Source organism: Polaromonas sp. P4_F4 (genome assembly GCF_056401355.1).
In genome coordinates this window covers 172,328-196,754 of the sequence record NZ_JBFUJO010000007.1, presented here as the reverse complement: position 1 = coordinate 196,754, position 24,427 = coordinate 172,328, and the positions used below count along the sequence as shown (strand labels likewise).

Below are 24,427 nucleotides of genomic sequence, written 5' to 3'. Positions count from 1 at the left end.
TGTTTGCCCCCGGAGAATGCCTTGTCTAACGCCTCTTCTGCCTCCTCTTCTTCTGTCACCCCTGAAGATCTTCTCAAAACACCGCTGCATGCCTTGCACGCAGAGTTGAGCGCGCGCATGGTGCCATTCGCGGGCTATTCCATGCCGGTGCAGTACCCTGCGGGCCTGATGGCCGAGCACCACCACACACGCCAGGCGGCGGGACTTTTTGACGTGTCCCACATGGGCCAGTTGCGCCTGGTGGGCCCCGATTCGGCGGCTGCGCTGGAAACCCTGTTGCCCGTCGATGTGGTCGACCTGCCCGCCGGCAAGCAGCGCTACGGCCTGCTGCTCAATGACGACGGCGGCATCATCGATGACCTGATGTTTTTCAACCGCAACATGCACGACAGCGCCGGGGGCGGCGACCTGTTCCTCATTGTGAACGGGGCCTGCAAGGTCGGTGATATCGCGCACATCCAGCAAAAGATCGGCAGCCGGTGCGAAGTCATCCCCATGCCGGAGATGGCGCTGATGGCTCTGCAGGGGCCGCAGGCGGTAACCGCCTTGCAGCGCCTGGCGCCGGGCGTTGAAAAACTGGTGTTCATGACCGGCGGCCGCTTCACGGTGGCGGGCTGCGACTGCTTCCTCACGCGCAGCGGCTACACCGGCGAAGACGGTTTCGAAATCTCGGTGCACGAATCGCAGGCCGACACGCTGGCCAGAGCCCTGCTGGCCCAGCCCGAAGTCAAACCTGTTGGCTTGGGCGCACGGAACTCGCTGCGGCTTGAAGCGGGGCTGTGCCTTTACGGCAATGACATTGACACCAGCACCACGCCGGTGGAAGCGGCGCTCAACTGGGCCATTCAGAAGGTCCGGCGCACCGGCGGCGCGCGCGCCGGAGGGTTTCCCGGTGCGGAAAAAATTCTGGCGCAGCTGGCCGACCCGGTAACGCTTACCCGAATGCGCGTGGGCCTGGTGGCGCTGGAGCGCGTGCCTGTGCGCGACCACACCGAACTGCAAAGCACCGCGGGCGCGCCCATTGGCACCGTGACCAGCGGCCTGCTCGGCCCCACCATCAACCAGCCGGTGGCCATGGGCTACGTGAGCCCCGAGTTTTCCGCCATCGGCACGCGGGTGAATGCCCTGGTGCGCGGCAAGGCCGTTCCGATGGAAGTGTCGGCCATGCCGTTTGTGCCCAACCACTACTACCGCGGCTGAGTGTTTGGCTGCCTCTTACTACTTTCACGTTAACTTGCTGAATCTTTTTTGCTAAATCTTTTTGTTGAATCCTTTTTGCTGAATCCTTTTCACTGAACTTTTGAACTTCTGGAGAACCTCATGACTGTCAAATACACCGAAGACCACGAATGGCTCAAGATTGACGGCGACACCGCCACCGTGGGCATCACGGTCCATGCGCAGGACGCGCTGGGCGATGTGGTGTTTGTCGACCTGCCTGCCGTCGGCGCCACCCTGGCGCAGAAGGAAACTGCCGGCGTGGTCGAATCGGTCAAGGCCGCCGCGGACGTCTACATGCCCGTGAGCGGCGAGGTCGTTGAAGTCAATGAAGCCCTGCGCAACGATCCGTCGCTGGCCAACAGCGACCCGCTGGGCGCCGGCTGGTTCTTCAAAATCAAACTGTCCGACGCCTCGCAGCTGGACGCCCTGATGGATGAAACCAGCTACACCCAGTTTTCCGCCGCCTGATTTTTGAAACCGCCTGATACGGAACTCCCGACATGTTGATGCAATCCGCCAAGCCGCTGGGCGAGCTTGAAAACCCCTCTGAATTCATCGCACGCCACATCGGCATTGATGAGGCCGACGAAGTGCACATGCTCAGTGTGGTGGGCTCAGCTTCACGCCGCGACCTGATAGACGGGATTGTTCCGCGCTCGATCGCACGCCGCAGCGCAATGGCCATTCCACCGCCGGTGAGTGAGGCGGCAGCCCTCAAGCAGCTCAAGGCGATTGCCGCGAAAAACCAGGTGTTCAAAAACTTCATCGGCCAGGGCTACTACGGCACGTACACGCCGGGCGTGATCCTGCGCAACATCCTGGAGAACCCCGCCTGGTACACGGCCTACACGCCCTACCAGGCCGAGATTTCGCAAGGCCGCATGGAGGCGCTGATCAACTTCCAGACCATGGTGTGCGACCTGACGGGCATGCCCATTGCCAATGCCTCCATGCTTGACGAAGCGACAGCTGCCGCCGAGGCCATGACGCTGGCCAGGCGCAGCGTAAAAAGCAAGAGCAATGTCTTCATCGTCGCAGGCGACTGCCATCCACAAACGATTGAAGTCATCCAGACCCGCGCGAAACCGCTGGGCATTGAAATCAAGGTCAGCACCGCAGTGGCTACCGTGCCGCAACTCATGGCCGAAGGCAATTACTTCGGCGTGCTGGTCCAGTACCCGGCCACCACCGGCAGCATCCACGACCTGCGCCCGCTGGCCGGCCAGGCACATGTGGATGGCGCCGCACTGTGCGTGGCCGCCGACCTGCTCGCACTGACCCTGCTCGCGCCGCCCGGCGAATGGGACGCCGACATTGTGCTCGGCAACACCCAGCGCTTCGGTATGCCCATGGGCAATGGCGGGCCGCACGCCGCCTACCTCGCCTGTCGCGAAGAGTTCAAGCGTTCGCTGCCCGGCCGCCTGGTGGGCGTGAGTGTCGACGTCCACGGCAACCCCACCTACCGCCTGGCGCTGCAGACGCGCGAGCAGCACATCCGCCGCGAAAAGGCCACCTCCAACATCTGCACCGCCCAGGTGCTGCCTGCGGTGGTAGCCAGCATGTATGCGGTCTACCACGGCCCCCAGGGCCTCAAGCGCATCGCGGAGCGCGTGGCCGCCTACACCGCCATCTTTGTGCGCGGCCTGCAGGAGCTCGGTTATGAAATCACCAACGGCGGCGCCTTTGACTCCGTCACCGTCAAGACCGGCGACGCGACCAATTTAATCGCTGAGCGCGCCCGTCAATCAGGGGCCAACCTGCGGTTTCGACTGAACAATCACCTGGGCGTGTCGCTGGACGAAACCACCAGCCGCAAGGACATCGAACTGCTCTGGTCCTTCTTTGCCCAGCCCGGGCAGACGGTGCCCGTGGTCAGCGCCTTTGAAAAAGGCATCGAGTCCCTGATCCCGGCCGACCTGCGCCGCACCAGCGCCTTCCTGACGCACCCGGTGTTCAACACCCACCATTCCGAAACCGGCATGCTGCGCTACATCCGCATGCTCAGCGACAAGGACCTGGCGCTGGACCGCAGCATGATCCCGCTGGGCAGCTGCACCATGAAGCTCAACGCCACCAGCGAGATGATTCCCATCACCTGGCCCGAGTTTGCCAACATCCACCCTTTTGCCCCCCAGGAGCAACTGCAGGGCTATGCCGAACTCGACCAGGAGTTGCGCGACTGGCTCTGCCAGGCCACCGGTTATGCGGGCATCAGCCTGCAGCCCAATGCGGGTTCACAGGGCGAATACGCCGGCCTGCTAGTGATCAAGGCCTACCATGAAGCACAGGGACAGGGCCACCGCAACATCTGCCTGATTCCCTCGTCAGCCCATGGCACCAACCCGGCCAGCGCGCAGATGGTGGGCATGACCGTCGTCGTCACCGCCTGTGACGCGCAGGGCAATGTGGACATGGCCGACCTCCAGGCCAAGTGCGAACAGCACAGCGCCAACCTGGCCTGCGTGATGATCACCTACCCCAGCACACATGGTGTGTTTGAAACCCATGTCAAGGAACTTTGCCAGCTGGTGCATGCACACGGCGGGCGCGTGTACGTCGACGGCGCCAACATGAATGCGCTGGTCGGCGTGGCCGCCCCGGGCGAGTTTGGCGGCGACGTGAGCCATCTGAATCTGCACAAGACCTTCTGCATTCCGCACGGCGGCGGCGGGCCGGGCGTGGGCCCGGTGTGCGTGGTGGCCGACCTGGTGCCTTACCTGCCCGGCCATGCCACAGCCGGCATTCCGGTCAACGGTGTCGGCGCCGTGTCGGCGGCCCCCCTGGGCAATGCGGCCGTGCTGCCCATCAGCTGGATGTACTGCCGCATGATGGGCCCCGAGGGGCTGACGCGCGCCACCGAAATCGCCATCCTGAGCGCCAACTACATCAGTTCGCGCCTGAAAGACCACTACCCGACGCTGTACGCCAGCGAGAATGGCCACGTCGCGCACGAGTGCATCCTGGACCTGCGCCCGCTCAAGGACAGCAGCGGCGTCACCGCCGAAGACGTGGCCAAGCGGCTGATCGACTACGGTTTTCACGCGCCGACGCTCAGCTTTCCGGTTGCCGGCACGCTGATGGTGGAACCCACCGAGAGCGAAACGCTGGACGAACTGGACCGCTTCATCGACGCGATGATCGCCATTCGGCAGGAAATCCGCCGCATCGAAAAAGGCGAGTGGCCGCAGGACGACAACCCGCTGAAGGCCGCGCCGCATACAGCGGTAAGCCTGCTCAAGGGCGAATGGAATCATGCCTACACACGCGATGTGGGGGCCGCCATACTCAGCAAGACCCAGCACGCCAAATACTGGCCGCCGGTGGGTCGCGTCGACAACGTCTACGGTGACCGCAACCTGTTTTGCAGTTGCGTGCCCCTGAGCGACTACGCCTGAAACAAACCAGGGGGTTTTTTCAAGGTTTACTGCCGCTTACTGCCGTTTTCTGCCGCTTCGCCCTGCATGGATTCGCAGACACTCCTGGTCGTGATGGGTGCCGCACTGGCCGGCTTTGTGCAGGGCCTTTCAGGCTTCGGCTTTGGCTTGGTCGCCATGTCTGTCTGGGCCTGGACGATTGATCCGCGGCTTGCCGCCGCCATGGCGGTCTTTGGCGCCCTGACCGGGCAGCTGGTGGCCGCCGCCACAGTGCGCCGCGGTTTTGACCTGCGGCGGCTCGCCCCTTTTGTGGCCGGCGGGTTGATTGGCATTCCCGCCGGACTGCTGGTGCTGCCCTTGATGGACGTGCACATGTTCAAGGCCTTTCTGGGCATGCTGCTCATGCTCTGGTGCCCTGCCATGCTGATGGCAGGGCAACTACCCCGCATTACCGCGGGCGGGCGTCTCGGCGACGGGCTGGCGGGCGGCGTAGGCGGCATGATGAGCGCGATGGGTGGTTTTTCGGGGGTCATTCCCACGCTCTGGTGCACGCTGCGCGGCTATGACAAGCACGCCCAGCGCGCCATCATTCAAAACTTCAATCTGGCCGTGCTGATGGTCACCATGGCCACCTACATCGCCACCGGCATCGTGACCCGCGAAACCATCCCCATGCTGGCCATCGTGGCGCCCGCGATGCTGCTGCCTTCACTCATCGGCGCCCGGGTCTACATTGGCATCAGCGAAGTAACATTCCGCAAGATCATCTTGAGCCTGCTGACCGCCTCGGGGGCAGCCCTGCTGGGCTCCTCGCTGCCACAGCTGCTCGGCCGTGCCAGCTGACGCGGCGCCTGTAACTTCGCCGTTACAGGGTATTGCGCCGGCCCGGAGATAATGCGGCCGACTGCTTCCGCAAGCGTTCTCCGTTTTGCCTGCTTCAACCTTACCCCCGCCACTATTCAATGAGCAACCCCATGAACATCATGAAAGCCGTTCCAGCCCTGCTGGCCTCCTGCGCTCTGGCCACCAGCGTGCTGGCCGCAGCACCCGCCGAAACGCTGCCCACGGGCGTGAAAGTTGTGCACAGCGTGGACGGCACCGGGGCGCAGCCCAAGGCCTCGGACACGGTCCAGGTGCACTACCGCGGAACGCTCGCCGACGGCAAGGAATTCGACAGCTCCTACAAACGAGGAAAACCCGCAACCTTTCCCCTCAGCCGCGTCGTGCCGTGCTGGACGGAAGGCATGCAGAAAATCAAGGTCGGCGGCAAGGCCACGCTGACCTGCCCGCCCGACACGGCGTATGGCAAGCTCGGCGCCGGCGGTGTGGTGCCGCCCAATGCCACGCTGACGTTTGAAGTTGAGTTGCTGGCCATCGAGAAATAAGCAGCCCGCACGGACACGGCCTCACGCCACCGCTTACGGTGCCTCGCTGAGTGCCGCCAGCAATGCCTGGTTAAAGGCATCTGCCCGTTCAAACTGAACCCAGTGGCCGGCGGCATCAATGAGCGTCAGGGTCCGGAAATTTCGGGCTTGCCGCACGGCCGCCGCCAGTGCATCCAGCTTGCCCCGGTACAGGGCATCTTCACTGCCGTAAATGGCATGCACCGGGCAGCGCACCTGCTCGAGTGAACGCGCCAGCACGCCGGTACGCGACAGGCTGCGCCCTTTCATCCGGTCGCGCAGCACATTGGCCACATGCAGGCGAAGCGCCAGTTCGGTGATCGCCTCCGGGTGGTACAGCATCAGCGCCGCCAGATTGCCGCGGTGAATGGCATCGCGCTGGGCCGGGTCGGTCAGGTGCCGCCAAGAAGTGAGCTGGATCGGCTTCACGGGTGCGATGCCCAAACCGGGTGCACCCACCAGCACCACACGGGCAGCCCGCGCCGGAAACTGCGCCGCCAGAAATCCGGCCACCATGCCGCCAAAAGAAAAACCCACCAGATCACAGGCCTCATCACCCAGCAGCAGCTTCAGCCCCTGCTCAACCGGCCCGGGCACGGCATCGGCGTCCGTCCCCTGTGGCGGTGCGGCTGAATCGCCAAAACCGGGCAGGTCCGGCACATAGACCCGGCGCCCCGACTCGACGAGCGGAAGGATATTGCGCAGCCAGTGCGTCCAGCTGCCGCTGCCGCCATGAAGAAGCACCACGGGCGCCAGGGCCCGGTTGCCACCCGCCTCGCCCCAGACATGCCAGACCATGGTGCCCGCCCCGCAGGGGGTTTCCCTGCGGACCGCTGTTTTTAAAAGCGCTTGTGCTTCAGAGGGAACTTGGACTTGAACCTGTATCGAAAGAGTCATTCAGTGTTTATACCTTGCCCCGCCGCACGGGCCACGCCCTGCCTGGCCTCTATGTCGCTACGCCGCCAGCTGCCGCAGCCACTCCATCGCAGCCGTCAATTCGTCCTGCGTGATCTCATGGGCGTTGGGAAATTCGGTATAGCGCAGCGTGAGCGGCAGCTTTTGCACCTGATGGCGAATCGCCTGGGCATGGGCGATGGGCAGCACCTGGTCCCGGGTTCCACCGCTGACCCATAGCTGCTTGCCCTGCAGCTGCGCCTCAGGTGCCACGAACGGCCGTACTTCATCCAGCAGGCGGCTGTGCAGCACCATGGCGCCGTGCACGAGCTGAGGCTGGGTCAGCAGCAGCGAGAGCGACATGATGCCGCCCTGGCTGAAACCACCCACAATCACGCGTTCGGGCGGCACGCCCAATTGCCTCGACAGGCCCGCAAGGGTCTCGGCCACCAGCCGGCGGCTGGCGGCTTCCTGCGCCTGATGAATGACACGCTGGCCCTGCGGTGAAACACCAAACTGAAACCAGGCATACGAACCGTGCCCCACCACATTCGGTGCGCGCAGGCTGACCACATGAAAGTTGGCCGGGACATGGGATGCCAGGCCGAACAGGTCTTCTTCATTGCTGCCCACGCCGTGCAGCAGCACCAGCAGCCACGGGCTGGCGGTTCCGGGCGCCGCATCACGCTTCAAAAAAGACAGCGGAATACTGCCAAATTCATGGGGTTTCACGTTGTTTTCAGTCATATAAAAATTCTTCCTTCCGACGATGGCCGGGTTTTCAGGCAGGCTGCGCTGATGCCAGCGCAAACGAATCCATCGCGAGGATGCCGTACATCACCTCGCGGCTCAGGTAGTCGGCCTGCACCGCTTCATCTTCACCCCAACCAGCGGCCCCCAGCGCAAAAAATATCGGCAAAAAATGATCTTCACTCGGATGCGCCCGCTGCGCATGCGGCGCCTGGCGGCGGTAGTCGAGCAGTGCGGCCTTGTCGCCGCGCACGACGGCCGACTCAACCCAGCGGCTGAACTCGACCACATAAGGCGACGGCTCGCGTTCACCCCCAAAAAACTCGCGCAGGTTGTGCGTCATGCTGCCCGAGCCAATGACCAGCACACCTTTGGCCCGGAGACTGCGCAGCGCACGGCCCATGGCCAGCACCTGGGCCGGGCCGTAACCCAGCGGCAAGGCCACCTGCACCACCGGTACATCCGCCTTCGGGAAGAGATGCATCAGCGGCACCCAGGCGCCGTGGTCGAGCGGGCGCTCCGCATCGCTGTCGGCGGCCATGCCCGCGCCCTGCAGCAGTTCCCGCACTTCGGCCGCCAGTACCGGACTGCCCGGGGCCGGGTATTGCAGTTCGTACAGCGCAGGCGGAAAACCGCCAAAGTCGTGCCATGTGGCAGGCGCCGGGTTGGCCATGACCGCCGGGGTGCGCACCATCCAGTGCGGCGACATGATGACGATGCCGCGCAAATCACCGGGCGCCTGCGCCAGCGCTGCGCCCCAGCGTGTCAGCGCGGGGCCGGTGCTGCCGGCTTCAATGGCGAACAGCGGTGCGCCGTGGGATAAAAACAAGGCTGGAAGTGTTGAGACCCGCATGACGAAATCCTTTCCAAAGATTACTGATACTGTAGTTATCCATAAATGAAAGATAAATATCGTAAATATTGATTCATTGACTCTGAATAATTGACAATAAATGGTCAAAACGGCACTCTCACGTTACTCGAACCCTCAGCTCACTCACCGTTGAAAAGGCGAAAACGCACACCATGGACCAGCTCCGCCAGATTGAAACCTTTGTTGCCGTGGTGCAAAACGGCAGCTTTGTCAAAGCCGCCGAGAAGCTGGGCGACTCCAAGGCCGCGGTGTCGCGCCTGGTGCTGGAACTCGAGGCCCGGCTGGACACACGGCTCCTGAATCGCACCACCCGCAAACAGTCGCTGACCGAATCGGGGGCCGATTATTTCGAGCGCTGCCGCAAGATCCTGGATGACCTGGCCGAAGCCAACCAGGCCGCCAGCGCCAGTACCGCACTGCCGGTGGGCCGGCTGCGCATCAACGTGCCAGTCAGTTTTGGCAACCTGCATCTGGCGCCGCTGTGGGGCGGTTTTCTGCAGCGGCATCCCGATGTGACGCTGGACGTCACGCTCTCCGACCGTCAGGTCGATCTGGTGGAAGACGGTTACGATCTGGCCATCCGTATCGCCCGCCTGGCCAACTCCAGTCTGATCTCGCGCCAGCTCGCCAGCACCCGGCTGGTGCTGTGCGCCTCGCCCGCCTACCTGAAACGGCAGGCCCGGCTACGCTCCATTGAAGACATTGCCGCGCATCCCGTCATCGCCTACAGCTACTGGTCAGGCGGCGACAGCTGGGCGTTCGAGGGGCCGGAGGGCCCGGTCGAGGTGGTCACGCAGGCCCGCCTGCGCAGCAACTCCGGCGACACCTGCCTGGCCGCAGCGCTGGCGGGCCAGGGCCTGATCCTGCAACCGACCTTCATTGTCGGACCCGACCTCAAGGCAGGCCGGCTGGTGGAAGTGCTGCCGCACTACCGCGCGCCGACCTTCGCCATCCATGCGGTGTACCCGAGCCGCCAGCACCTGTCGGTCAAGGTGCGGCGCATGGTCGAGTACCTGGCTGGCGCGTTCAAAAAACCTGATTGGGAATGAACCCGGCAGTCTGGCGGCGCCAGGTGCCGGCCAGGGCTCCCGGCTCAATCATTCATTGACCTTGCCACGCAGGTTCTTGATCTCCGAGCGCTGGCTTTTGCCCGCCAGACGCCGCTGCTTCGAGCCGTAGGTCGGCTTGGTAGCGCGTCGGGGTTTGGGTGGCGATGACACGCTGTCCACCACTTCCTGCAAGCGCATCAAGGCGTCGCTCCGGTTCATCTCCTGCGTGCGGTGCTGCTGCGCCTTCAGGACAAACACGCCCTCCTGGGTGATGCGGCTGTCGCTCAACGCCAGCAAGCGGCCCTTGACCTCATCGGGGAGTGAAGACGCTGCAATGTCAAAGCGCAAGTGCACGGCGCTGGACACCTTGTTGACGTTTTGCCCGCCCGCGCCCTGGGCGCGGATCGCGCTGAATTCCACCTCGCGCTCATCAACCAGAAATTTCGGGGTCGTCATGGTCAACGCTGCGCGGGGTTCAAGCTGGAAACGGCAATTGGATGGTCCCACATCCCATGATTATCGGCCCGGCCTCGCTGGCATCACACTTGCAGCACGCCGGCATCACGAAAGACGGCTACTTCACATCGTCAAAAAAACTTTCCAGCAAACGGGCAAACGCTTCGGGTTGCTCCACGGCGCTGAGGTGGGCAGCCTCCAGCGTACGCAATTGCGCGCCGGGGATGCTGTCCGCAATGGCCTGCGACATGGCCACTGGCGTGGCCTCGTCACGTGTGCCCGCGATCACCAGCGCCGGGCATTCGATGCGGCGATTGCTGGCACGAAAGTCAATGGATGCCACCGCCTCGCAACTGGTGGCATAAGCCGCAGCGTCGGTCTTTTCCAGTTGGTGGCGCAGGTCCGCCACGCGCTGCGCGCCGCCTCCGGCAAGGTCCGCCCTGAATTCGGGTGTGAACCAGCGCTGCATGGCGCCGTCGGCAATGGCTGCGACGCCCTCGGCGAGCACAGTCTTGACCCGCGCCTGCCACAGGGCTCGGGCCGCATCGTCGTACCAGCTGGCCGCGTTGGCGATGACAATGCTTTTGAGCAGCTGCGGCTGGCTGGCAGCGAGCGCCTGCGCCGTCATGCCGCCCATGCTCAGGCCGACAAAATGCACCGGGCCTGCCGCCTGCTCGCGGATCAGGCCGGCGGCGTCGTCTGCCAGCAGGTCCATGCTGTAGGGCCCGGCAGGCGCTTGCGACTGGCCGTGCCCCCGGTGGTCATAGCGCAGCACCGTGTAGCGGTTTTTCAGCAGCGCGGTCACGCCATCCCACATGCGGATGTCGCAACCGAGGGCATGGCTCAACACCACCACCGGTCCCTGGCCCTCTTTCGTCCAGTGCAAAACAGTTTTTTTCATTGTCTGGAGTGTCCTCAGGGTGTGGCGGCCAGCAGGCCTTTTTCGCGCAGGATATCGCCGGCGACCGCGAACGCATGGTTGGCCGCAGGCACACCGCAGTAAATCGCCGCCTGCAGGATGACCTCCTTGATGTCTTCGGGCGTCAGCCGGGAGTCCGGCGGACCGTCCAGGCCGGCGCGAACATGCATGGCGAATTCCTCAAAGGCCTTCAGCGCAATCATGGTGGACAGCACCATGAGGCGCCGCGTCTTGTCGCCAAATGCGGGGCGCCCCCAGATTTCGTGCCACGCATAACGCGTGATCAGGGCCTGAAATTCCCCGTTGAAGGCGTTGCTGTTGGCAATGGATTTGTCTACCCAGGCATCGCCCAGCACCCTGCGGCGATTGACCATGCCCTTGTCGTAATCATTCATGGAGTCACTCGTGCTCATGGCGTCACTTTCGTTCTGTTGGTATCTGGATATCTGGTGGTTTCGGGGAATTCAGCGCGGCCAGCGCCTGGGTATGGGCCAGGACCTGGGCCTGTGTCAGCTCCGCCGCATGCTGGGCCAGGCCGGGACTGAACCACTCGTCTGCAGCCTCGGCGGGCAGCACCGCGCGCAAGGCGTCCAGGTTGGCCCGCATGCGCTGCGTATCCACCTGCAGGCCCGGCAGCGCCTGGGCCATCGCGCGGGCAGAACCGTGCGCCGACATCAGCAGGCCCGGCCATTCAGCCAGCTCGGCCTGCCAGTTGCCAAGGGCTCGCTCGTGCTCCTGCGGCATGGCGGCCAGCAACGCGGCCACCCGTTGCGGTGCCCGCTGCGCGGCGGCCAGCGCCACCATGCAGGCGACCGGATTGCGCTTGTGCGGCATGGCCGACGAACCTCCGCGCCCCGGCTCGGACGGCTCGGCCACCTCGCCCACTTCATACTGGCCCATCAGGGCAATGTCCTTGGCTATCTTGCCGAGACTGCCCACCAGCAGCCCCAACTCGCAACCGAGCGCGACCCACTCGTCGCGCTGCGTGTGCCATGCACAGGAAGGCGCCCTCAGTTTCAGCTCGGCCGCCATGTGCGCGATGACCTGCGGCCCCAGGTTCTTTCCAGCTTTCTGCATCTGGGCGAGCGTGCCCACCGCGCCACCCAGCTGCACGCTCAGGGCATTGCCGGCTGTCGCCTGCAGGCGCTGCAGGCTGCGTACCAGCGGTGCGGCCCATCCGGCACATTTCAGGCCAAAACTGGTGACCGACGCCGGCTGCATCAGTGTGCGCGCCAGCACAGGATCGGCGGCATGGCGCCCGGCCAGGGCCAGCAACGCCGTCACCGCCTTGTGGACATCGGCTTCGATCAGGTTCAGCGCATTGCGCGTCACCAGGGCCAGCGCGGTATCGATCACGTCCTGGGAGGTAGAGCCAAAGTGGACAAAACCGGCGGCCTCCTTGTTGAAGAGGCCCACCGTTTCCTTCAGGCTCTTGACCAGCGGAATCGCAATGCTGCCGGCGCGCCCGCTTTCGCGCACGATCTTGGCCACATCAAACAGCTCGACCTTGCAGGTCCCGCTGATGGACTGGGCCACGGCCTCGGGAATCAGCCCGACCCTGGCCTGCGCGCGCGCCAGCGAGCCCTCAAAGCGCAGCATGGCGTCCAGAAAATTGCGTTCACTGAACGCCTCTAGGATTTCGGACGTGGATAAAAAACCTTCAAAAATGCTGCTCATGCGATGGGTTTCTTTTCAAAAGGCGATGAGGGTTGTTTTTCCGCCGGGCCGCCCCAAGGAAAAATGCGCCTCCACAGGAGAGGAAAGGGGCAGCGCGCCGCAGGCTCGAAGTGACAAGCGTGGGGGCATCATCGCTTCAGGCGGATCTGGTTGGGCAAGGGCACGGAGCGCCGCAAGACGTCCTCGCCCAGCCACAAGGCCGAACGCCAGGCGCGTTGGGCCACGGTGGGTAAAGGCATTTGCTGGTAGTCGTCATTGAAAACCTCGAAACTGTAGTCACCGCGGTAACCCAGCCCGTGGAGTTTGGTCACCAGCGTGGCGAGTGCTTCGCTGTGCACGCCTTCCCCGGGAAACACGCGAAAATGCCGCGCCGTGGCAATGCGTTCCTCGACCGACTTGATCTCGGTCCACATGAAGTCGGCCAGCTGCACCAGGAATATCTTGTCGGGATCCAGCATGTCCAGCTCGTCCAGCGAGGTCTTGGTCGCAAACATGTGGAAGGAGTCAAATCCCAGGCCGAGATTGGGCATGTCAGCCTCGCAAATGATGTCCCAGGCCTGCGGGAATTCATTGACGACACGCCCCCACGACAGGGCTTCATAGGCTATGCGGATATTCATGGGAATCGCCAGCATGGCCAGTTTGCGCAAGTCCTTGACCAGCGCCCGGGTGTCGTCCGTGGCATGCACGGACGTGGATGAACAGATCAGCAACAGCCGGCAGTCCAATGCGTGGCACATCTCCAGCATCGACTTGGCAATGTCGACTTTGTAATCGTGCAGATGGCCTGACAGGCCCTCAAAATCGCGCAGCACCTGAAAGCCCGTGACGCGCAAACCGCTGGCACGCACCGCAGCAATCGCGGCGTCAAGGCCGTCGGGGTGGCCCACCAGGTCCCTGGCGGCCAGCATGATCTGGGTGAATCCTGCTTCCCGGACAGCCTTCAGCTTGGCCTCGAGCGGGCCGGCCAGCGAGATGGTGTCCATCCCGAAATCGTCTATGTTTCCGCTGTAGTGACTCATGATCTTCAACCGCGCTCGTCGTGTACCAGCTCAAAGCTCACACTGCCCAGCCAGGTTTTGGTCAGCGCGCCGCGGTCCTCGGTGTGAACGCCGCGCGACTCGACAAATTCCACGCCGCGTTTGCCCAGTTCGGCCACCGCCTGCAACACGTCGGCGGTGCCCAGGCCGATGCGCTGCAGTCCCTCGTCGCCCTCCACATCCAGCACGCTGGCTTCGGGCTCGATCAACTGAAGGTAAAAGCGGGATGACGGCGGGCATGGGCTGCGCAGGATCCGCCCCTTGGGCAGGATGCCGAAGCGTTCCTCGGCGGGCAACTCGGTGAAGCCGAACAGCTCGCGATAAAACTCCGCCCAGTCTTCGGTGCGGTCATTGCCGATGTACTGCACGATGCCGAAAAAATGCAGACCGGCCACGGCAGGTGGATGCGGGTCCACCGTGGGAATCGGCACGAAGTCCACGTCATAGATGGAAAACTTGTCGTAGCGGTCCACAAAATAGATGCGGCTCTTGCCCACGCCGTGGATGGCGGGAATGTTCAGCTCCATGACTTCCACGCGTGAGGGCACGGCCCAGGCGCCGCGCTCCAGCGCCCGGCGATAAGCCTCTGCGGCGTCGCGCACGCGCACGGCCACGGCCGCAATCACCGGCTTGTCGGTCGGTGCCGCGCCGTCAGGCATGGCCGGAATATGGGCATTGACGATCACATTGATACCGCCCTGCCGGTACAGCAGCACCTCGCGTGAACGGTGGCGTGCGATGGGGCGAAAGCCCATCATTTCCAGCACCTGCCCCAGCGCCTGCGGCTTGGCGGTGGTGTATTCGATGAATTCAATGCCGTCCAGTCCGAGCGGGTTGACGGCGTCAAGAATGGATTCCCGGTCAGTGCTTGCCGCCTGGAGGTGGGTACTCATGGTGTTCTCCGGTTGAGTTCAGGAATGATCAGGACATCAAAGCGGCTGGTTTGCCGGAAAAGCGGATTCGACCGTCGCACCAGGCACATGCCCGCCGCCCAAAAAGAGCCGCTCGATGTTCGGGTCGGCCAGCAACTCGGAAGCTTTCTTGTGCAGCACCAACTGCCCTGATTCGAGCGCAATCGCGTCATCCGCCATTTTGAGGGCGCTCTTGACATTTTGTTCCACCATCAGCACCGTGGTTCCCTGCGAGGCCAGTTTTTGCAGCAGCTTGAACACGTCCTGCACCACTATCGGCGACAAGCCGATGGAAGGCTCGTCGATCAGCAGCACCTTGGGACGCAGCAACAGGGCACGGCCCACCTCCAGCTGCTTTTGCTCGCCGCCGGACAGGGCCGAGGCCTGGGAGTGCAGGCGCTCCTTCACGCGCGGGAAGAACTCCAGCACCTCGGGAATCCGCTCGTGCGTGGTCTTGGTGCCCAGGGTGATGCCGCCGAGCTCCAGGTTCTGCCAGACCGTGAGCTGGCCAAACAGGTTGCGCCCCTGCGGCACAAAGGCAATGCCCTTGGCCAACAACTCTTTCTGGCTGGCCCCGGAGATGTCCACACCATCGAGCAGGATGCGACCCTGGCGCGGCTTGAGCAGACCGAACAGCGTTTTCAGCACGGTGGACTTGCCCGCGCCATTGGGGCCCAGCAGCAAGGTGATAGAGCCGCGCCTGACCTTGAACGACAGGTTGTTCAGGATCATGAAGTCCTTGTAACCGGCCACCACGTCGTCAAACTCAATACAGATATCGTTTGTCATGTCAGTATTCCATGTCGTAGCGGTACAAATCGAGGCAAGCAACGGCGCGGAACCGGCTCCGCCGGGCCGCAGCGGTTGTCCCCTTGAGGGGGGATCCGGCTACACGCAGTGAGCCGAGACGGGGGTGTATCTCAATTTCCAAGATAGGCATCAAGCACCTCTTTGTTGCCCCGAATTTCAGCCGGCGTACCAATCGCCAGCACCCGCCCCTCCACCATCACCATGATGCGGTGGCACAAATCCATGACGAAGTCCATGTTGTGCTCAATCACCACAAACGACCCCTTGCGCCCGAACTTCGGGTTCTGGTTCAACTCCTTGAGCAGGGTCGAGATGCCACCCACCAGGCTGGGGTTGACGCCGGCGCAGGGCTCATCGAGCAGCACGAGGTCGGGCTCGGCCATGAAGGCCATGGCAATGTCCACCAGCTTTTGCTGGCCGTAGCTCAGCGTGCCGGCCGGCTTGTCGGCGACATGGCGAATGCGGAACTGGTCGATCAGCGCATCGGCCTTCGCGCCCAGCCCCGAGTCGCCGGGGGCAAACATGCGGCTGAGCATGCTGCCTTTGTGCTCCTGCGCGGCCACGATCAGGTTGTCGCGCACCGTCATCTTGCCAAACACCTGCAGGGTCTGGAAGGTGCGGCCCACGCCGCGCCGGCTCAACTCCAGCGGTGACAAACCCGTGATGTTTTTGCCGTTGAGCTCGATGGCGCCGGTGTCCGGGCTGATCTGGCCCAGCACGCTGTTGAACATGGTGGTCTTGCCCGAGCCGTTGGGCCCGATCACGCCAAAGATCTCGCCCGGCATGACTTCAAACGACACACCGCCTACCGCCTGGATGGCGCCGTAGGATTTCCTGAGGTCGGTGACTTTCAGCAGAGGGTTCATCATGATGCTGCTCCCACCCGCTTGGTGGCCGCCATGCCCGCTGCAATTTTGCGGGCTGCCGAGGCATCACGCGCGGCGCGCCGGTCCCGGATGCGGTCCGGAATGCTGAGCAAACCGTCGGGCAGCCAGACCATCAGCACCACCACCGCGGCGCCAAACATGGGCAAATACCAATTGGCCACGCCCGGTACGTCGCGCAGCCACTCCGGCAGCACCACACCGACGGCAGCACCGACGATGGGGCCGAGGAAATAACCGGCACCGCCGACGACGACCATCAGGTACATCATGATGGAAGCACCCACCGCGAATGGTGCGGGTTCAATGAACTGCACCAGCGAGGCAAACAGCGCGCCGGCGACACCGGCGTACACCGCACCGATGGCGAAACTCAGCAGCGTGTAGTTGCGGATGTCGACCCCCAGACTTTCGGCCCGTATCGGGTTGTCGCGCAGGGCCCTGAAGGCTTTGCCCCAGGGTGAGCGCAGCAGGCCCCACAGCAGGCCCGACAGGATCAGCGTCACCACCAGCACAAAATAGTAATACGGCCGGTTGGCTTCGAGCGAGTAGCCGAGGATGGCGGGACGCGCTATGTTGTTGATGCCGAAGGTGCCGCCAGTGAGCCACTCTTCGTTGCGCATGACCAGCCAGATGGCGGTGTTGAAGCCCAGGGTAGCAAAGGCCAGGTAGATGGTCTGCACCCGCAGCGCCGGAAAGCCGAGGATCAGCCCGACGGCAAAGCAGATCAGCGCCGCCGCCGGCAGGCCGAGCCAGAAGCTGAAGCCGGCCTTCATCAGGATGGCCACGGTGTAGGCGCCGATGCCGAAGAATGCCGCATGCCCCAGGGACTTCTGGCCCGCATAGCCAATGGTCAGGTTCAGGCCCATGGTGGCAATGATGAAGATGAGCCAGTAGGTCAGCAGGTAGATGCCGTAGTTCTTCAGGTACTGCGGCGCGACCAGCACCAGCAAGGCACCCAGCACCGTGAAGATGGTCGCCATTTTGTGGTTCAAGAGCTTCATACCTTGCGCTCCTCTTTCTTGCCGAGCAGGCCTTGCGGCTTGAACAGGATCACGATCATGAAAATCACCAGCGCCACTGCGTCCTTGTAGGCGGGCGAGATGTAGGCGGAGGCGAGGTTTTCGCACACGCCCACGATCAGGCCGCCCAGCAGCGCGCCGCGTGAATTGTTAAAGCCGCCGATGATGGCGGCAAAGAAGGCCTTGGTGCCCAGGCCTTCACCCATGTCGAACTTGGCCAGGTAAGTCGGCGTGACCAGCAGCGCTGCCGCCACGGCCAGCACGGCGTTGATGGCGAAGGTGTAGAAGATCATGCGCGGCACGTTGATGCCGAGCACGCTGGCGCTCTCGGTGTTTTGCGCCACGGCCTGCATGGCGCGGCCCGTGACCGTCCTGGCCAGGAAGGCCTGGGTCGCCAGCACGATGATCATGGCCAGGGCAAAGGTGCCGACGTCCTGCAGGGTGATGGTGACGCCTGCGATGTTGTACAGCTTGTCGGCAAACAGGCTGGGGAAGGGATGGGCTTCGGCGCTGTAGCCGGCGCGCACGCCGTTGCGCATGGCGATCGACAGGCCGATGGTGGCCACGACGATGGGCATCATGCCGTACTTGAACAGCGGATCCACCACGCCGCGCTTGAAGACCCAGCCAAGCAGCAGCACGGCCAGCAGCACCGTGAGCACAAAGCTGACCAGCATGGGCGCGCCCAGCGAGATGAAACCCAGCAGCATGAAGGCGGGCAGCATGACAAACTCACCCTGCGCGAAGTTGATCGTGCCGGAGGCCTGCCACAACAAGGTAAAACCCAGGGCCGCCAGCGCATAGATGCTGCCGGTGGCCAGGCCCGAGAAAAAGAGTTGGAGGAAGTCTGTCATGGCAGTGCCTGCATAAGAAGTGCTTGCTGGAGGGTTTCAGGAGGCGCTGGCGGCTTATTTCTTCGGTGCGGCCGCAGGCGCGGCACCCAGCGGCGGCAGGATGGCGACCACTTCCTGCTTGCCGTTCTTCACTTCAATCATGAAACTCTCTCGGTCCAGGTCGCCCTTGCTGTCAAACGAGACATCCATCAGCACACCGGGTTGATCCGCCGCTTTCACCTTCAGGGTATGCAGGGCAGCCGCCACCGCCTTGCGGTCGAGCTTGCCGACCTTCTCGATCGCGGACTTCAGCACGTAGACGCCGGAGTAGCCTTTCATGCCGTTGTGGTCGGACACATATTTGTATTCCTTCTCAAACTTGGCACGGAAGGCGCGAATGGCTGGCTGCGGCGCATCAACCGTCAGGCCCACATGGGCCACGGCGCCGTTGGCAGCCTCACCCGCCAGCTCGATGACCTTCTGGCCGGTGAGCGTGGTTTCGCCAATGATGGGTTTGTTCCAGCCCTGCTTGCGCAACTCGCGCAGCAGCCGCGCCGACTCTTCTTCATTGGAGTAGGCAAACACGCCTTCGGCATTGCTCTGCTTGGCTCGCAGCACGGCGGCCGAAAAGTCGATCTGGCCGGGCTCGGTGGAAATTTCGGCAGCGATCTTGGTCGGCGAATTGGCCAGCGCCTTCTTGATCGAGTCCAGGCCGCCCTTGCCGAAGTCGTTGTTCACATAAATGATCGCAATGCTTTTGAGTTTGGCCTGGTCGCTGATGTAGCGGGCGACCTTGGGCATGGCTGTGGCCTGGGTGAAGCTGGTGCGAAACACATAGGGGTTGCCCTGCTCGGTGATGCTGGCCGCCTCGCCGCCGGTGAAATTGGGCACCTCGGCACGGCGCGACTCGGCCATGCTGACCATGATGGAGCCGGAAAACACCGGACCAAAAATGGCGAACACGTTGTCATCGATGGCTTTTTGCGTCAGGCCCTTGGCCACGCCGGGGTTGCTCTGGGTGTCGGTGGTGATGGTCTGGATTTTTTTGCCCAGGATGCCGCCCGCGGCGTTGATTTCCTTGACGGCCAGTTCGACACCATTTTTGAAGTTGGTGCCCGCCGTGGCGCCGCCACCGGACAGCTCGACAATGTTGGCAATCTTGATGACGTCCTGCGCAAATCCGGCTGTAGCCGCCATGGCTATTGCGCAAACAGCTATCAGCTTAAGAGCAAATCGTTTCTTCATGGTTATCTCCTCTAAGGGTTGAAAGTCAGTACAAAAATCAATGCGGGATCAAGATGGAACCAATACAGAATCAATGTCGAATCAATGGGATATGAGTCGTGATTCCCCGACTCCGGGGACTGGAACGCTGGTGGATTGGAGGGCGGGGGTGAGCTTGCCCGGCCGACGGATCTCGCCGCGCATGGCGGCCGGGTACAGGAGTTCGCGAATGAAGGTGGCGTCGTTGCGAACGGTTTGCGCCGCCTCGGCATAGCCAAAAAATGCCAGGTAATCCGGCGCTTGCTGGATCAGCATTTCAAAGCCGGGCTGTGCTACCAGATGCCGTGCCCGGGCAGCCTGGACCAGCGGTGTCGGCTGGTTCTTCATCAAAATGTCCGCCACGGCCGCATGCGGAGCCAGCCGCGACACATCGCACGGCAGGGGATCACCGGCCTTGAGCCCCAGCGGCGAGGCATTCACCACCAGGTCATAGGCCGACGGGTCGCCGCTGGTCGCGGCCACAATGTTTGCCAGGGGCATCTGCGCCGCAGCAGCAAGCTGGCTTGCCAAGGCCTGCGCCTTGCCGGGTGCCGGATCATAGAGCGCGATTCCGGCCGGTGCGTGGCTACCCGCCAGCGCCAACGAAACGGCAATGGCGGCCGCAGCACCGCCGGCGCCCAGAATCAACACGCGCTTGCCGGCATAAGCCACCCCGAAGTAGTCCAGCGACAGCACAAAACCCTTGCCGTCGAACAGCGCGCCTTCCAGCTCGCCTGTTGCATTGCGGCGAATGCCATTCACCGCGCCGGCCATACGGCCAGCGTCGTTGCAGTGCGAGAGCAAGCCCATCACCCGCGATTTATGCGGAATGGTTACCAGCATGCCCTTGATGTTTTTGGCCAGGAAGGCAGTGCGCACGAAAGCCTCAATGTCCCGAAGGGCCACATGCACAGGCACCAGCACGGCATTGATGCCCAGCGTCCTGAAAATCAGGTTGAACACCTCGGGCGCCCGCACTTGCTCCACCGGATCGCCGGAGATCAAATACACATCGGTGCTGCCCTGAATGGTGGAATGCATGTCGAATTGGCGCTGAGTTTGTTCGATAATCGATTGAATTTGCTGATTTCGGCTGAACTTTAGTGGGTTGAAGCCTTAATTAAAAGCTTAAATTCAGCATTTGAGCGATTAACGATCAGTTTTGAGCGATCATCGATCAAAGCAAGGGTTTCACCCCATATTTACGGACTGAGCACTCCCACAATACTTGGCCCATGACAATGCCTGCCCCCTCAGTGCCGTCCACACCCGCGCTCGACAAACGTGACTGGATTGCCGGCCTCGAAAAAGGCCTGTCCATCATCGAATGTTTTGACGATGCCAACCCTCGCCTGACCGCCAGCCAGGCTGGCGCGCGCTGCGGCATGACGCGCACGGCCGCCCGCCGCTACCTGCTGACACTGGAATACCTGGGTTACGTGGCGGGCGACGGAAAGCTGTTCTGGCTGACCCCGCGCGTGTTGAGGCTTGGGCAGTCTTACCTGGAATCGGCCCGCTTGCCGCGCATCGTGCAGCCCTTCCTGCAGCGCGTGACCGCCGGCACGCAGGAGAGCGCGTATGTGAGCGTCATGGACGGCGACGAGGTCGTGTACATCGCACGCAATGGCAGCAGCCGCGCGATGAACACTGGCTACGTACTCGGCTCGCGCGTGCAGGCCCAGGTCACGGCCGCCGGCCTGCTGATGCTGTCCCTGCGCGAAGCCGGCTGGCTGGAAAACTGGTTCGCCACCCATGAACTCAAAGCCTACACGTCCTACACCATTGCCAGCAAGGAACGCCTGCGCATCGAGCTGGCACGCGTGCGCGCCCAGGGCTGGGCCCTTTCCGAGCAGCAGCTGGAACTCAATTACCGCGGCATTGCCGTGCCGCTGCGCGACCGGCATGGCGACGTGGCCGGCGCCCTGAGCGTAACCATGCCCATGGGACACGAATCGAGCGAAGAGGCCGTCGCCCGCGTGCTGTCGGTACTGCGCGAAACCGCCCAGGCCATGCGCAACCTGATCTGATCGGCATCAGCGCGCCGATAGCCCTGAAGCCGATGCAGCGAAGACGTCATCACCCACCCGGACCCACCCGGATGGAATTCCCGACAATCAGGCCTCAACACTGCCCGTGACGGGCTGCACGATGCCGGTGATATCGCTGGCGCAGACGGGCGAGGCCAAAATACATAGGCGGGCGACAGCTCCTCCGGCTGGGCTGGCGACCGGGATAGCAGTTTTTGGCATGAAGACTCCTGACAATGAAGTTTTCCAACCAGACACTGGTCCGGCGGTGACATACAGGAAAAATCCGCGCCTGCAACCAGGGCCTCGACTGGCATGAGACGGCATGGAGCGGCATCGCCGGCAGCATTCACCCGGATCACGCACAATCTGGGCACCCCACATGCAGACCCGACATTTCATCCAGCTCATCGCCCTGTCCGCCCTCTGGGGCGCATCATTTCCCCTGCTTCGCATTGCCAGCCCGGCCCTGGGTCCCTGGGTCGTCGCCAGCCTGCGCTGCACCCTGGCCGCCGTGGTGCTGACCGTCCTCATGCGCGCCCTGCGTGACCGCTGGCCTCCCCGCGCCGCCTGGCCGCGCCTGGCGCTGCTGAGCCTGCTCACCGTGGTCATTCCCTTTGTGCTTTTCAACTGGGCCGCCCTGGTCATTCCTGCGGGCTACTCGGCAGTGCTCAATGCCACGGCCCCGCTGTTCGGCGTGCTGGGGGCCGCCATTGCCGGCGAAGAAAGGCTGACCTCACGGCGCCTGCTGGGCTGTGCCGTGGGCTTTGTCGGCGTGGCGCTGCTGGTCCAGCTGGGACCGGTGGCCGTCACGCCGCAAGTCGTGCTGGCCGCGCTGGCATGCACAGCGGCGGCTGCCAGCTATGGCGTGGGCGCCATCCTGATGAAGCGCGCCACGCTGGCCTACGGACCGCTGCCGGCATCCGCCAGCGTGTTTGCCGCAGCCACCGTGATTTTGCTAATCCCCGCGGGCATGACTGCGCCTTCAGCGCATCCCACCGCCGGCGCAATGCTGGCCGTGGCCATGCTGGGCATCGTCACCTCGGGCTTCATGTACTGGATCAGCATGCGGCTGATGCGCGAAATTGCGGCCAGCGCGGCCACCTCGTCGGCTTTCATGATTCCACTGTTCGGGGTCACCTGGGGCGCGCTGTTCCTGGGGGAGCAGGTCACGGCCAGCATGCTCCCCGGCTGCGTGCTGGTGCTGGCCGCAACGGCGCTGATCACCGGCTTCAATCCTTTCCGGAGTTCATCGCCCGAACCCTGAGCCGGCAGAACCGCCGGGGAACCGCCGGAGAATCGCCGGTTTGTGCGCGGCCTCAGCCGCGTGCGCGCATGATGTCGGGCGTGCTGACCGTCACATCGGCATTTTGCGCACGCTGGCGCAGGGCATGCTCCATGACGACGAGCGCCAGCATGGCCTCGGCAATCGGCGTGGCGCGAATGCCCACGCAGGGGTCATGCCGGCCCTTGGTTACCACCTCGGCTGGCTTGCCGGCTGTGTCAATCGACTGGCGCGGCGTGATGATGGAGCTCGTGGGCTTGATGGCGATCGACACTTCCAGGTCCTGCCCGGTGCTGATGCCGCCGAGCACACCACCGGCATTGTTGGAAAGGAAGCCGTCCGGCGACAACGAATCGCCATGGGTTGTTCCTCGCTGGGACACGCTGGCAAAGCCCGCGCCGATCTCGACGCCTTTGACGGCGTTGATGCCCATCATGGCAAACGCAATGTCGGCATCGAGCTTGTCAAACAGCGGCTCGCCCAGCCCGACCGGAACGCCCGAAGCCGTGACCCGGATGCGCGCGCCGCAGGAGTCGCCGGCCTTGCGCAATGCATCCATATAGTCTTCAAGGTGGGAAACGTCAGCCACCGGCGCAAAGAATGGATTGCGGGACACATGCTCCCAGGACTCAAAGGGAATCGCGATGTCGCCGATCTGCGTCATGCAGCCACGAAAGCTGGCGCCATATTTTTCAGCCAGCCATTTTTTGGCCACTGCACCGGCGGCCACCATGGGCGCCGTCAGGCGAGCCGAGGCGCGGCCGCCACCGCGGGGGTCGCGCCGTCCGTATTTGTGCAGGTAGCTGTAGTCGGCATGACCGGGCCGGAAGGTTTCCAGGATGTTGCCGTAGTCCTTGCTGCGCTGGTCGGTGTTTTTGATCAGCAGGCAGATTGGTGTGCCGGTGGTCTTGCCCTCGTACACGCCCGACAGGATTTCCACCGCATCGGGCTCGTTGCGCTGCGTCACGTGGCGGCTGGTACCCGGGCGGCGGCGGTCCAGGTCGGCCTGGATGTCAGCTTCAGCCAGCGCCAATCCCGGCGGGCAGCCGTCAATCACGCAGCCAATGGCCGGGCCGTGGGATTCACCGAAATTGGTGACTGCGAAGAGGTTGCCAAAGGTACTGCCAGACATAGTGACACGATTTTAACCGTCGGCCATCGCCGGAGTACGACGGGAACACTTCATGCATGAAGGCACGGGCGCAAATGGCTGCGCACTACCGGAGGGCACCATGCTTGAGCGAACCAACACCCTGTTCTCACACGTCAAACCCGGCGACACGCCGTTCAAACCGGACGGATTGCGTGATTTCTTCCTCTACCGCGACCTGGGCATTGCCGAGGCGACCCATGGCATGGTCATCGCGCACTTGGTGAAGGCCAATATGGCACCAGAAAAAGGCACGGGCTGGCACCGGCATGAGGCGGATTTCCAGATCGTCATCATGCTAAAGGGCTGGGCCAGATTCATGTACGAAGACCGGGAAACGCTGGTTTCCGCCGGAGATTGCGTGCACCAGCGCCCCGGTATACGCCACTACCTGTTTGACTACTCGCCCGACATGGAATACCTGGAAATTGTTTCGCCGGCGGACTTCAAAAGCATTGACGTGGAGCCCGTGTGCGAGATCCCCGCGCCTACGCCCTGGGGGAAATAGCCCCCACGGTCGCTCACTGCGTGTAGCTCCCTGCCCCCCGAGGGGGCCGCTGCGCCTGCGGTCTGGCAAAGCCAGTC

Annotated in this window: 26 protein-coding genes; 9 read left to right on the top strand and 17 right to left on the bottom strand. The window is 63.2% G+C overall.

The annotated features are described in order from the left end of the window. The first annotated feature begins 21 nt into the window (after positions 1-21). From gcvT to AC1DUR_RS10325, 5 genes are all read left to right on the top strand, one after another. On the top strand, positions 22-1,200 hold the full coding sequence (gcvT, locus tag AC1DUR_RS10345) for a glycine cleavage system aminomethyltransferase GcvT (RefSeq protein WP_477718811.1): 1,179 nt from the start codon (positions 22-24) through the stop codon (positions 1,198-1,200). Between the two features lie 120 nt (positions 1,201-1,320). Further along, a complete protein-coding gene (gcvH, locus tag AC1DUR_RS10340) occupies positions 1,321-1,689 on the top strand; it encodes a glycine cleavage system protein GcvH (protein WP_477718810.1) in 369 nt (122 codons plus the stop codon). 32 nt (positions 1,690-1,721) lie between these two features. Beyond that, on the top strand, positions 1,722-4,616 hold the full coding sequence (gene gcvP, locus AC1DUR_RS10335; RefSeq protein WP_477718809.1) for an aminomethyl-transferring glycine dehydrogenase: 2,895 nt from the start codon (positions 1,722-1,724) through the stop codon (positions 4,614-4,616). Positions 4,617-4,682: 66 nt separating this feature from the next. Continuing rightward, positions 4,683-5,438, top strand: a complete 756-nt coding sequence (locus AC1DUR_RS10330; RefSeq protein ID WP_477718808.1) for a sulfite exporter TauE/SafE family protein — start codon at positions 4,683-4,685, stop codon at positions 5,436-5,438. 140 nt (positions 5,439-5,578) lie between these two features. Beyond that, positions 5,579-5,980 (top strand): FKBP-type peptidyl-prolyl cis-trans isomerase, encoded by a 402-nt coding sequence (locus tag AC1DUR_RS10325; RefSeq protein WP_477718845.1) that lies wholly within the window; start codon positions 5,579-5,581, stop codon positions 5,978-5,980. 33 nt (positions 5,981-6,013) lie between these two features. Here AC1DUR_RS10325 and AC1DUR_RS10320 read toward each other — a convergent pair whose 3' ends face one another. From AC1DUR_RS10320 to AC1DUR_RS10310, 3 genes are read right to left on the bottom strand one after another with little or no spacing between them, the layout of a single operon-like run. Continuing rightward, a complete protein-coding gene (locus tag AC1DUR_RS10320; RefSeq protein WP_477718807.1) occupies positions 6,014-6,895 on the bottom strand; it encodes an alpha/beta fold hydrolase in 882 nt (293 codons plus the stop codon). A gap of 57 nt (positions 6,896-6,952) precedes the next feature. Beyond that, positions 6,953-7,639: an alpha/beta hydrolase gene (locus tag AC1DUR_RS10315; RefSeq protein WP_477718806.1), complete on the bottom strand. Its 687-nt coding sequence runs from the start codon at positions 7,637-7,639 to the stop codon at positions 6,953-6,955. A 34-nt stretch (positions 7,640-7,673) separates the two neighbouring features. Further along, complete coding sequence (locus tag AC1DUR_RS10310) at positions 7,674-8,495, bottom strand: DODA-type extradiol aromatic ring-opening family dioxygenase (protein ID WP_477718805.1); 822 nt, start codon at positions 8,493-8,495, stop codon at positions 7,674-7,676. A 173-nt stretch (positions 8,496-8,668) separates the two neighbouring features. Here AC1DUR_RS10310 and AC1DUR_RS10305 point away from each other — a divergent pair, with 173 nt between their 5' ends. Continuing rightward, complete coding sequence (locus AC1DUR_RS10305) at positions 8,669-9,565, top strand: LysR family transcriptional regulator (RefSeq protein ID WP_477718804.1); 897 nt, start codon at positions 8,669-8,671, stop codon at positions 9,563-9,565. Positions 9,566-9,613: 48 nt separating this feature from the next. On the opposite strand, the gene arfB is transcribed toward AC1DUR_RS10305, so the two are convergent. The 12 genes from arfB to AC1DUR_RS10245 all read right to left on the bottom strand — a co-directional run bounded on the left by arfB (position 9,614) and on the right by AC1DUR_RS10245 (position 20,421). Beyond that, positions 9,614-10,021: an alternative ribosome rescue aminoacyl-tRNA hydrolase ArfB gene (gene arfB / locus AC1DUR_RS10300; protein WP_477718803.1), complete on the bottom strand. Its 408-nt coding sequence runs from the start codon at positions 10,019-10,021 to the stop codon at positions 9,614-9,616. 118 nt (positions 10,022-10,139) lie between these two features. Beyond that, the gene (gene pcaD / locus AC1DUR_RS10295; protein WP_477718802.1) at positions 10,140-10,922 is read right to left on the bottom strand and encodes a 3-oxoadipate enol-lactonase; all 783 of its coding nucleotides are present in this window, start codon (positions 10,920-10,922) and stop codon (positions 10,140-10,142) included. A 14-nt stretch (positions 10,923-10,936) separates the two neighbouring features. After that, positions 10,937-11,353 carry a carboxymuconolactone decarboxylase family protein gene (locus tag AC1DUR_RS10290; protein WP_477718801.1) on the bottom strand — a complete coding sequence of 139 codons (417 nt, stop codon included), beginning with the start codon at positions 11,351-11,353 and terminating at the stop codon, positions 10,937-10,939. Positions 11,354-11,357: 4 nt separating this feature from the next. After that, a complete protein-coding gene (pcaB, locus tag AC1DUR_RS10285; RefSeq protein ID WP_477718800.1) occupies positions 11,358-12,617 on the bottom strand; it encodes a 3-carboxy-cis,cis-muconate cycloisomerase in 1,260 nt (419 codons plus the stop codon). 128 nt (positions 12,618-12,745) lie between these two features. Continuing rightward, complete coding sequence (locus AC1DUR_RS10280; RefSeq protein ID WP_477718799.1) at positions 12,746-13,639, bottom strand: sugar phosphate isomerase/epimerase family protein; 894 nt, start codon at positions 13,637-13,639, stop codon at positions 12,746-12,748. Positions 13,640-13,644: 5 nt separating this feature from the next. Next, on the bottom strand, positions 13,645-14,550 hold the full coding sequence (locus AC1DUR_RS10275; RefSeq protein ID WP_477718798.1) for a VOC family protein: 906 nt from the start codon (positions 14,548-14,550) through the stop codon (positions 13,645-13,647). A gap of 36 nt (positions 14,551-14,586) precedes the next feature. Continuing rightward, positions 14,587-15,357 carry an ABC transporter ATP-binding protein gene (locus tag AC1DUR_RS10270; protein ID WP_477718797.1) on the bottom strand — a complete coding sequence of 257 codons (771 nt, stop codon included), beginning with the start codon at positions 15,355-15,357 and terminating at the stop codon, positions 14,587-14,589. A gap of 131 nt (positions 15,358-15,488) precedes the next feature. Further along, entirely contained in the window at positions 15,489-16,247 is a 759-nt protein-coding gene (locus AC1DUR_RS10265) for an ABC transporter ATP-binding protein (RefSeq protein ID WP_477718796.1), read from the bottom strand. Continuing rightward, a complete protein-coding gene (locus AC1DUR_RS10260) occupies positions 16,244-17,266 on the bottom strand; it encodes a branched-chain amino acid ABC transporter permease (RefSeq protein ID WP_477718795.1) in 1,023 nt (340 codons plus the stop codon). The genes AC1DUR_RS10265 and AC1DUR_RS10260 overlap by 4 nt, the downstream gene beginning before the upstream one ends. Further along, on the bottom strand, positions 17,263-18,138 hold the full coding sequence (locus AC1DUR_RS10255; RefSeq protein WP_011482781.1) for a branched-chain amino acid ABC transporter permease: 876 nt from the start codon (positions 18,136-18,138) through the stop codon (positions 17,263-17,265). The genes AC1DUR_RS10260 and AC1DUR_RS10255 overlap by 4 nt, the downstream gene beginning before the upstream one ends. 54 nt (positions 18,139-18,192) lie before the next feature. Beyond that, positions 18,193-19,362 (bottom strand): ABC transporter substrate-binding protein, encoded by a 1,170-nt coding sequence (locus AC1DUR_RS10250; RefSeq protein WP_477718794.1) that lies wholly within the window; start codon positions 19,360-19,362, stop codon positions 18,193-18,195. Positions 19,363-19,443: 81 nt separating this feature from the next. Next, the gene (locus AC1DUR_RS10245; RefSeq protein ID WP_477718793.1) at positions 19,444-20,421 is read right to left on the bottom strand and encodes a shikimate dehydrogenase family protein; all 978 of its coding nucleotides are present in this window, start codon (positions 20,419-20,421) and stop codon (positions 19,444-19,446) included. Between the two features lie 194 nt (positions 20,422-20,615). Between AC1DUR_RS10245 and AC1DUR_RS10240 the strand changes: the two genes are divergently transcribed. Then, entirely contained in the window at positions 20,616-21,407 is a 792-nt protein-coding gene (locus AC1DUR_RS10240) for an IclR family transcriptional regulator domain-containing protein (protein WP_477718792.1), read from the top strand. A gap of 87 nt (positions 21,408-21,494) precedes the next feature. Here the strand turns inward: AC1DUR_RS10240 and AC1DUR_RS10235 are convergent, their stop codons facing one another. Further along, the gene (locus AC1DUR_RS10235) at positions 21,495-21,629 is read right to left on the bottom strand and encodes a hypothetical protein (RefSeq protein WP_477718791.1); all 135 of its coding nucleotides are present in this window, start codon (positions 21,627-21,629) and stop codon (positions 21,495-21,497) included. A gap of 160 nt (positions 21,630-21,789) precedes the next feature. Here AC1DUR_RS10235 and AC1DUR_RS10230 point away from each other — a divergent pair, with 160 nt between their 5' ends. After that, positions 21,790-22,674: a DMT family transporter gene (locus AC1DUR_RS10230; protein ID WP_477718790.1), complete on the top strand. Its 885-nt coding sequence runs from the start codon at positions 21,790-21,792 to the stop codon at positions 22,672-22,674. 52 nt (positions 22,675-22,726) lie between these two features. On the opposite strand, the gene aroC is transcribed toward AC1DUR_RS10230, so the two are convergent. After that, the gene (gene aroC / locus AC1DUR_RS10225; RefSeq protein WP_477718789.1) at positions 22,727-23,824 is read right to left on the bottom strand and encodes a chorismate synthase; all 1,098 of its coding nucleotides are present in this window, start codon (positions 23,822-23,824) and stop codon (positions 22,727-22,729) included. A gap of 100 nt (positions 23,825-23,924) precedes the next feature. Between aroC and AC1DUR_RS10220 the strand changes: the two genes are divergently transcribed. Beyond that, entirely contained in the window at positions 23,925-24,350 is a 426-nt protein-coding gene (locus tag AC1DUR_RS10220) for a cupin domain-containing protein (protein ID WP_477718788.1), read from the top strand. Positions 24,351-24,427: the final 77 nt, after the last annotated feature.